At 72.1% G+C, this 7923-nt stretch carries 11 protein-coding genes; 8 read left to right on the forward strand and 3 right to left on the reverse strand.

What is annotated here, in order from left to right:
* Nucleotides 1–804 (forward strand): hypothetical protein (locus ETD85_RS57695; RefSeq protein ID WP_240780092.1); only part of this gene is annotated, 804 nt, incomplete at its 5' end.
* A gap of 257 nt (nucleotides 805–1061) precedes the next feature.
* Here the strand turns inward: ETD85_RS57695 and ETD85_RS65260 are convergent.
* Nucleotides 1062–1244: a hypothetical protein gene (locus tag ETD85_RS65260; protein ID WP_206059543.1), complete on the reverse strand. Its 183-nt coding sequence runs from the start codon at nucleotides 1242–1244 to the stop codon at nucleotides 1062–1064.
* 31 nt (nucleotides 1245–1275) lie between these two features.
* On the opposite strand from ETD85_RS65260, the gene ETD85_RS65265 reads away from it, so the two are divergent.
* Complete coding sequence (locus ETD85_RS65265; protein ID WP_206059544.1) at nucleotides 1276–1704, forward strand: amidohydrolase family protein; 429 nt, start codon at nucleotides 1276–1278, stop codon at nucleotides 1702–1704.
* 45 nt (nucleotides 1705–1749) lie between these two features.
* Here the strand turns inward: ETD85_RS65265 and ETD85_RS57705 are convergent, their stop codons facing one another.
* The gene (locus ETD85_RS57705; RefSeq protein ID WP_240780093.1) at nucleotides 1750–2328 is read right to left on the reverse strand and encodes a PadR family transcriptional regulator; all 579 of its coding nucleotides are present in this window, start codon (nucleotides 2326–2328) and stop codon (nucleotides 1750–1752) included.
* Between the two features lie 103 nt (nucleotides 2329–2431).
* Here ETD85_RS57705 and ETD85_RS57710 point away from each other — a divergent pair, with 103 nt between their 5' ends.
* The 5 genes from ETD85_RS57710 to ETD85_RS57730 all read left to right on the forward strand — a co-directional run bounded on the left by ETD85_RS57710 (nucleotide 2432) and on the right by ETD85_RS57730 (nucleotide 6349).
* Nucleotides 2432–3076 carry a class II aldolase/adducin family protein gene (locus tag ETD85_RS57710; protein WP_240780094.1) on the forward strand — a complete coding sequence of 215 codons (645 nt, stop codon included), beginning with the start codon at nucleotides 2432–2434 and terminating at the stop codon, nucleotides 3074–3076.
* Nucleotides 3073–3963: a VOC family protein gene (locus ETD85_RS57715; RefSeq protein ID WP_138698313.1), complete on the forward strand. Its 891-nt coding sequence runs from the start codon at nucleotides 3073–3075 to the stop codon at nucleotides 3961–3963. Before ETD85_RS57710 ends, ETD85_RS57715 begins: the two co-directional genes overlap by 4 nt.
* Before the next feature lie 76 nt (nucleotides 3964–4039).
* On the forward strand, nucleotides 4040–4324 hold the full coding sequence (locus tag ETD85_RS57720) for a tautomerase family protein (RefSeq protein ID WP_276617418.1): 285 nt from the start codon (nucleotides 4040–4042) through the stop codon (nucleotides 4322–4324).
* Nucleotide 4325: 1 nt separating this feature from the next.
* Entirely contained in the window at nucleotides 4326–5756 is a 1431-nt protein-coding gene (locus ETD85_RS57725; protein WP_138698315.1) for an aldehyde dehydrogenase, read from the forward strand.
* Nucleotides 5757–5962: 206 nt separating this feature from the next.
* Nucleotides 5963–6349, forward strand: coding sequence for an STAS domain-containing protein (locus tag ETD85_RS57730; protein ID WP_138698316.1), 387 nt, complete (start codon nucleotides 5963–5965; stop codon nucleotides 6347–6349).
* Nucleotides 6350–6551: 202 nt separating this feature from the next.
* Here ETD85_RS57730 and ETD85_RS57735 read toward each other — a convergent pair whose 3' ends face one another.
* Complete coding sequence (locus tag ETD85_RS57735) at nucleotides 6552–7052, reverse strand: MarR family transcriptional regulator (RefSeq protein WP_138698317.1); 501 nt, start codon at nucleotides 7050–7052, stop codon at nucleotides 6552–6554.
* 236 nt (nucleotides 7053–7288) lie between these two features.
* Between ETD85_RS57735 and ETD85_RS57740 the strand changes: the two genes are divergently transcribed.
* The coding region (locus ETD85_RS57740; RefSeq protein WP_138698318.1) for a hypothetical protein at nucleotides 7289–7923 on the forward strand (635 nt) is incomplete at its 3' end.

The following is a 7923-nucleotide window of genomic DNA, read 5'->3' on the forward strand; positions in this document are numbered from 1 at the left end:
CCGCCCGCCGACCCCGCCGCCCAGGGAGCCGGCTACTGGCCGCTGGCCCTGACCCGCGCGCTGGACGACCTGATCCTGCACCTGCGCACCAACGAGCCCGACCTCGGCATCTGGGTCCTGCGCGCCGTCGGCGAGCCCGGCCGGGTGCTCGCCTACGACGCCCAGCTCCGCCGGAGCGGCTGGTTCCTCAACGAGGTACGCCACTACTACAAGCGCACGCTCAAACGCCTCGACGTCACCAGCCGCAGCCTCATCGCCGTCCTGGACCCCGGCACCGCCTTCGCCGGGCTCCTGGCCGAGCTGGCCCTGGCCGCCGACCGCCAGTACATGCTCGCCGGCCGCTACGAAGACCGCGACGACCACGACACCGCGCCCGCCGCCATCGTCCTCACCCCCTCCAACGACGGCGACCACCCGATGGGCAACGGCCTGTCGCGCCTCCAGTCCCGCTACTGGGGCCACGACGACGAGCTCGACGCCGTCCGCGCCAGATTCGGCCGGCCGCTGGCCGCCACCGATGCCGAGGAGCTCGGCCTGGTCACCATGGCCCTGGACGACCTCGACTTCGACGACGAGCTGCGCATCGCCGTCGAGGAACGCGCCTCGCTGTCACCCGACGCCCTGACCGGCATGGAGGCCAACCACCGCTTCGTCGGCCCGGAAACCCTGGAAACCAAGATCTTCGGCCGCCTCACCGCCTGGCAGAACTGGATCTTCACTCGCCCCAACGCCTCCGGCCCCGACGGCGCCCTGCGCCGCTACGGCACCGGCCGCAAGGGCGACTTCGACCGCGAGCGGGTGTGAGCATGGGCGGCGCGACCGGCCGGATCGGCGAGCACACCCCCGCGGCCGGGGGCAGGTGAGACATGCTCGACGGGATGCCCCTCATCGACGCGCACGTCCACGTGCCCCTGCTCGGCACGCTCAAGCCCGCCTGGCTGCGCTGGGCGCGCGACTTCGGCGAGGACGGCCTGCTGGAGGACATCTGGGATCCCGGCGGCCGGCCGCGCCCTGACCGGCTGGACGCGCTCTTCGCCGCCCAGGGCGTGGACGTGGCGCTGCTATTTTGCGAGTACAGCCCGAAGGCGACCGGCACGCAGGCGTTCGAGGACCTGCTGCCGATCGTCGAGCACAACCCGGCCAGGTTCCGCCCGGTCGCCAACGTCAACCCGCACCTGCACTTCCCGCTCGCCGCAGAGGTCCGCCGCCAGCTCGACCTCGGCGCGGCGGCGCTCAAGCTGCATCCCGTGCACGGCGGGTTCCGCTGCGACGACCGTGCCCTCTACCCCGCCTACCACGTGCTCGAGGAGCGCGGCGTCCCGCTCGTTCCCCGGCTCGGCCAACGAGAACGCCGACCCGGCCTTCCTCATCCCGGTCGTGCGCGACTTCCCCGGCCTCGACGTGGTGCTCGCCCACGGCGGGCGCGGCTGGTGGTACGACGCGGCCGCCTTCCTCGCCCTGTCCAACGACACGGTCTGGCTGGAGCTGTCCGGCCTGCCGCCCAAGCGGCTGCCCGAGTACTACGCCAGGTACGACCTGACCCGCCTGGCCGGCAAATGGATCTTCGGCACCGACTGGCCCGGTGTCCCCGGCACCGCCGCCAACGCCCGCGCCGTCGCCGGGCTGCTGCCGGACGACGTCGCCAGGGCCGTGCTCGCCGGGAACGCCAGGGCGGTGTACGCGGGGCTGCCTCAGGAGAAGTGACAACACTGACGTTACGTTAAACGACGTATCTGTAGCATGAATCCGTCAGGTCTCCTCGGCCAGGAGGCGCAGGCTCTCGCGGGCCCAGTCGGCGCGGGCCCGGGCGACGGCGATCTGGCCGGCGAAGACGTGCGCCTTCAGCTTGGCGATCCGGTCGTGCTCGGCCGGCGGCCGGTTCTTCAGCCGTTCCTTGAGCAGGTCGGTGTCCTTGGCCAGCAGCGCTTCGCGGTGGGCGCGCCACTCGGCGATCAGTTGCTCCTGCTCGGCCACGTGGGTCTTCAGCACGGACGCGGCCTGGTCCGGATCGATCATGTCGAAGAAGAGCGCCTGCAGGAAGAACGCGTCCCGCACCGGGGCCGCGGCGTGGTCGGTGCCCAGCCAGGTGCGCAGCTCTTCGAGCCCGCGCTCGGTGATCGAGTAGACCATCCGCCGCAACTTGGTGCCGCGGATCTCCTGCCGGCCCTCGATGAGCCCCGCCTGCTCCATCTGCCGCAGCGCCGGATAGATCTGGCTGTGCGGCGCGGACCACACCCAGCGCGGTGCGGCTTCGAAGAAGCGGGTCAGCTCGTACCCGGTCATCGGGCGCGCCTCCAGGACGCCGAGCAGTGCGTACTGAAGCGACATGCCCCTCAGCATAGGGAGGCCATACGCCCCCTAGAACATGTATGGAGATACATGTATCGTCCTGCGTGATCTTATCGACGTACCCGGCTGGGGAGGTTGCGGCGTGCACGCAGAGCTGGCAGACGCGGGACGGGCGCTGGCGGCGGCCGGGCTGGTCACCGCGTTCGGGCACGTGTCGGTCCGGACGGCGGACGACCGGCTGCTGATGACGCCGCCGGTGCCGCTGGGGACGCTCGGCCCCGGCGCCCGCTACGCCGAGGTCCCGCTGGAGGCCGCCGACCTGCCCGAAGGGACGCCGCGCGAGGCGTGGATCCACGTCGAGATCGCCCGCGCCCGGCCCGGCGTGCGAGCGGTCTGCCGCGCGCAACCGCCGACCGCCACCGCGCTGGCCTCCGCCGGGGCGCCGATCCTGCCACTGCACGGGCAGGGGGCGTTCCTCGGCCCGGAGGTCCCGGTCTTCGACGACGCCGTGCTGGTGCGCGACCGCGCGCGTGGCCGGGCGCTGGCCGAGCGCCTGGGCGAGGCCCCCGCCCTGATCATGCGGGGCAACGGCGCCGTGACCGTAGGCGCGAGCGTCGGTGAGGCCGTCGCCCTCATGTGGGTGCTGGAGGCCTCCGCCCGCATGAACGCCGCCGCCGCCGCGGCCGGCACCCCCGTCCCCATCACCCCCGCCGAGCAGGAGGCGTGGCGGGGCGTGCGATCCGAACTGTCCGCCCGAATCTGGGCCTATCTCCGGGAGTCGTCATGATCGAGTTGACCGACATCGCCTACGTCCGCTCGGGCGCCGCCGACCTCGACACCGCCGTGCGCTTCGCCGTGGACGTCGTCGGCATGGAGCTGACCGCCCAGGAGGACGGCGTCGCCTACCTACGCGCCGACCAGCGCCACCACTGCCTGGCCCTGGTCGAGGGCGAGTCCGGGGTGATCAGCTCCGGATTCACGCTGCGCGACGAGGACGCGCTGGCCGCCGCCGAGACCGCGCTGGAGAAGGCCGGCGTCACCGTCGCCCGCGGCGACGCCAAGGCCGCCCGCTCCCGCCGCGTCCGGGACTTCCTGTCCTTCGACGACCCCTTCGGCAACCGCATCGACCTGGTGATCGACCAGGTGACGCTGACCGCGCCGGTCCGCCACGGCCGCGAGGCGGGCATCACCGAGTTCGGCCACCTGTGCCTGGACGCGCCCGACGTGCGCGAGGCGTACCGGTTCTGGAACGGCCACTTCAACGCGCGCGTCTCCGACTGGATCGGCGACTGGGCCTGCCTGATGCGCATCGACCAGGTCCACCACAAGCTGGCCGTCTTCCAGGGCAGCGAGCCCGGGCTGTGCCACATCAACTTCCAGGTCGACTCGCTCGACGACGTCATGCGCAACTGGCACTTCCTGGAGGCCAACGGCGTCGAGATCGAGATGGGCCCCGGCCGCCACCCGCAGTCCACCGCCGTCTTCGTCTACTTCAAGGGCCCCGAGGGCATCACGTACGAGTACTCCTGGGGCGTGCGGCTCATCACCGACGAGGACGCCTGGCGGCCCCGCTACTTCGACCCCGCCGAGCTCGGCTCCATCGACATGTGGCAGGGCCCGACCCGGCGCGTGCACACCCAGCCCCAGATCCGCCGCCCCCTCGGCCAGAGCTGAGCCCTGGACCGCACCGCCCATCACCTGTACGTCACCCGGCTGGACCGGGCCGGAAGAAAGCGATCGAGACACATGAGTGAACGGACCACAGAGCGCGCCGCCGAGGCGCGGCCCGAGGCTGGGCGCGGCCGCACCGCGACGGCGGGGGTGTGACATGCCGCTGGTCGAGGTGACGCTGTCCGAAGGGCGCGATCCGGCCGCGATCCGGGCGCTCATCCACGAGGTCCACGCCGCCGTCGAGCGCTCGATCGGCTCGCCCGCCCAGAGCATCCGGGTGATCGTACGCGAGGTGCCGCGCACCCACTGGGCGGCCGGCGACCAGACGCTCGCCGAACGCGACGCAGCCGAAAAGGGTGACTGACATGGAATTCTTTGGACATGTGATCGACGGCGCGGAGGTGAAGTCCGCGAGCGGCGAGACGTTCGCCAGCGTCGACCCGTACACCCGCGAGCCGTGGGCGGAGGTCGCCCTCGGCGGCGCGGACGAGGTGGACCGGGCCGTCACCGCGGCCCGGCGGGCCTTCGACGAGGGCCCGTGGCCGCGCCTGGGCCGCGCCGAGCGCGGCCGGCTGCTGCACCGCCTGGCCGACCTCATCCTCGCCAACGCCGACCGGCTCGCCCTGGCCGACACCCGCGACATGGGCAAGCCGATCACCCAGAGCCGCGGCAACGACGTGCCCCGCGCCGCCGACAACTTCCGCTTCTTCGCCGACCACGCCCGCCTGACGCCCGCCGAGACCCTGCCCATGGACTCCGGCCACCACGCCTACACCCGCTACGACCCCGTGGGCGTCGCCGCCGCCGTCGCGCCGTGGAACTTCCCGCTCATGCTGGAGACCTGGAAGATCGCGCCCGCTCTGGCCTGGGGCAACACGGTCGTGCTCAAGCCCGCCGAGGACACCCCCGCCTCCGCGACCATCCTCGCCCGGCTCGCGCTGGAGGCGGGCCTGCCGCCCGGCGTGCTCAACGTCGTGCACGGCTACGGCCCCGGCTCCGCCGGCCAGGCGCTCACCGAGCACCCCGGCGTCGACCGCATCACCTTCACCGGCGAATCCGCGACCGGCCGGGTCATCTCGGCCGCCGCGGCGCGGCACCTGGTGCCGGTCAGCCTGGAGCTCGGCGGCAAGGGCGCCAACGCCGTCTTCGCCGACGCCGACCTGGACAACGCCGTCAGCTGGTCGCTCAGGGCCATCTTCACCAACGCCGGCCAGGTCTGCCTGGCGGGCTCGCGCCTGTACGTCCAGCGCCCGGTCTTCGCGGAGTTCCTGGCCCGCTTCACCGCCGCGGCCGAGGCCATGCGCCTGGGCGACCCCAAGCTGGACAGCACCGAGATCGGTCCGCTGGCGTCGGAGACGCACTACCGCAAGGTCAGCGGCTACGTCGAGACCGTCGCCGGCGAGGGCGGGACCGTGCACTCCGGCGGCCTCGGCGACGGCTGGTTCGTCCGCCCGACGGTCATCACCGGCATGCCCGCCACCGGCCGCCACCAGCGCGAGGAGATCTTCGGCCCGGTCGTCACCGTCACCCCGTTCGACACCGAGGACGAGGTCGTGGCCCTCATGAACGGCACCCGCTACGGCCTCAACGCCATGCTGTTCACCGAGAACCTGTCGCGCGCGCACCGGGTCTCCGCCCGCCTGCGCGCCGGGACGGTCTGGGTGAACTGCTTCTTCATCCGCGACCTGCGCGCCCCGTTCGGCGGGGTGGGCGACTCGGGCGTCGGCCGCGAGGGCGGCACCTTCAGCCGCGAGTTCTTCACCGAGCCGAAGGCCGTCGTCATGCAGATCAGCTGACCGCCGGCGCCACGACGGGCCGCGCGGCCGGACGGGGCTCGCCGTGTCGCCCGCAGTTGATTGCCCTGTGCAACGAAAATGGTAGCCTCGCTAACCAAACGTACTGGGAAGATGGTCGGCAACCGCAGCCTCGTTCTCAGGGAGTTGTGCATGGCGCATTCGTCACCTACTGCCTCCGGCCCGGAGGCGCCGCGGAGTCCCCGGCCATGACCGAACGACTGGAAGTCGCAGATTTCGTGATCGATTTCCGGATCGTCGTGGTGTCCGCCGGCGGCGTGCTCGACCTGGAGACCAGCCCGATCCTGCAGTCCAGGCTCGTCCAGGCGCTGGCCCTCCACCACCCGCCGCACCTGGTGATCGACCTCAGCGGCGTGACGTACGCGGACTCGTTCGGGCTGACCGTCCTGCTCGCCACGGACCGGCACGTCCGCTCGGCCGGCGGCCGGCTGCTGGTCTGCGCCACCGGGCTGGTCATGCGGAAGACCCTGGCCGAGCGGGGGCTCGATCGCGTGCTGGACGTCCGCCCGACGCTCGCCGAGGCGGTACGCGCCCTGCATCCGCCCCGGCCGGCCTGGGGCGACCCCCCGGAGTGACCCTCCTCAGGCCGAGGGGGCGTCTGGGGGGAGGGGCCGCCCTCATCCTCCGGGAGTCCTCGCGTGCAAAAATAATTGCATCATGCAAGGATAGGAAGGCGGCCGCGAGGATCGAGGCGTTGCCATGTTCAGGCGACGGACGGGCACCTACTCGAGACGGGCATGAGCACCAACGCGCCGAACCTCGCGGTTCGCCGAAAGCTCAGGCGCCGGGCCAGCCCAGGGGGTAGGCGGCCTGCTCAGGCGGCTCCCCGCCGGCCTCGTTGAAGGCGGTCATCGCCGCGACCAGCGAGTTGCACTGCTCGGCGGACATGCGCGAGACGACGGCCGCGATCTCCTCGCGGCGGCGGGCGGTGACCTGGCCCACGATGCGCCGCCCCTCCTCCGTCAGGCGCATGAGGCTCTCTCGCCGGTTGTTCGGGTTGACCTCGCGCACGATGAGCCCCGCCGTGCTCAGCCGGTCCGCCATCCGCATGGCCGTGGAGGAGTTGACGTCGAGCAGCTCCGCCATGGTCACGAGCTTGGTCTCACCCTGCTGCGACAGCACCACGAGCATCCTGAACTGCGGCAACGTCACCCAGTCCGCCACCGCGCCCAGCGACCGGGCCGCTATCGCGACGAGCAGGCGCGAGCCGGTGAGCACCGCCGAGATGACGGCCGACAGGTCCTCACCGTTCGCCTGTTCTGGATGACGTTCTGACATGGGACTGTTGTACACGCTGCGGGACGCGCGCCTCACGCCGATCGGGACCCGTGTCGGCTCGATCGCCCGGTGACGCCGCCGATCATGGCGGCCCGTCGGCATCGCGCGTATCGTCAGCCGCATGACGGCCACCCACGGCTTGCGGGGGCATCCGCAGGGCCGGTTTGATCGAGTCGGACCACCGGCACGGCGCGGCTCAGCCGCTGCCTGGCCGGACTTACCATGCGGAGCCGCGCATGGCTGCGCCTGAGCCGCCTCGGGTCCCGCCGGGGCCGCACGCGCCGCCGTCCGTCGAAGCCTTCGTCGCCCGGATCAAGGCGGGCACGGTCGCGCGCAAGGGCCGGGGCAGATGGCTGGTCTGGGGCCTGACGCTGGGAGTCGTGCTCGCGATCTGGTTCCTGGCCAGGCCCTGGCTCACCACGTCGGCAGAGGGCGCCGACGAGGGGTCCACGGGGTTCCTGGCCGACGGCGGGGTGGCCTTCCTGCAGTTCTTCGCGTATCTGCTGCTCGGCCTGGCCTTCGTCGCCGTGCTGTTCGCCCTGCACGCCATGTGGATGCTCCTGTTCGAGCTGGCCATGCCCCGCTACCTGCGCATCTCGGCGGAGGGCATCGAGCTGGCCCGCGGCCTGCGACGCGTCCGCTTCGCCTGGCCGCGCATCGCCTCCATCGACATCATCCACGGCCCCGGGTCCAAGTCCCGCTCCACCCTGGTCCTGCGGCCCCGGTTCGACTACACCGCCCCGGACCCGTTCATCGGGCAGCGCCTGTCGTGGTCGACCGCCCGCTCCCCCTGGCGGGACAAGTCCACCGACACCATCGGCCTGTGCCGGCTCGACGAGCTCAACACCACTCCTGTCTCTTATAAACATCT

Origin of the sequence: Nonomuraea zeae (assembly GCF_005889725.1) — a bacterium.
GTDB lineage: Bacteria > Actinomycetota > Actinomycetes > Streptosporangiales > Streptosporangiaceae > Nonomuraea > Nonomuraea zeae.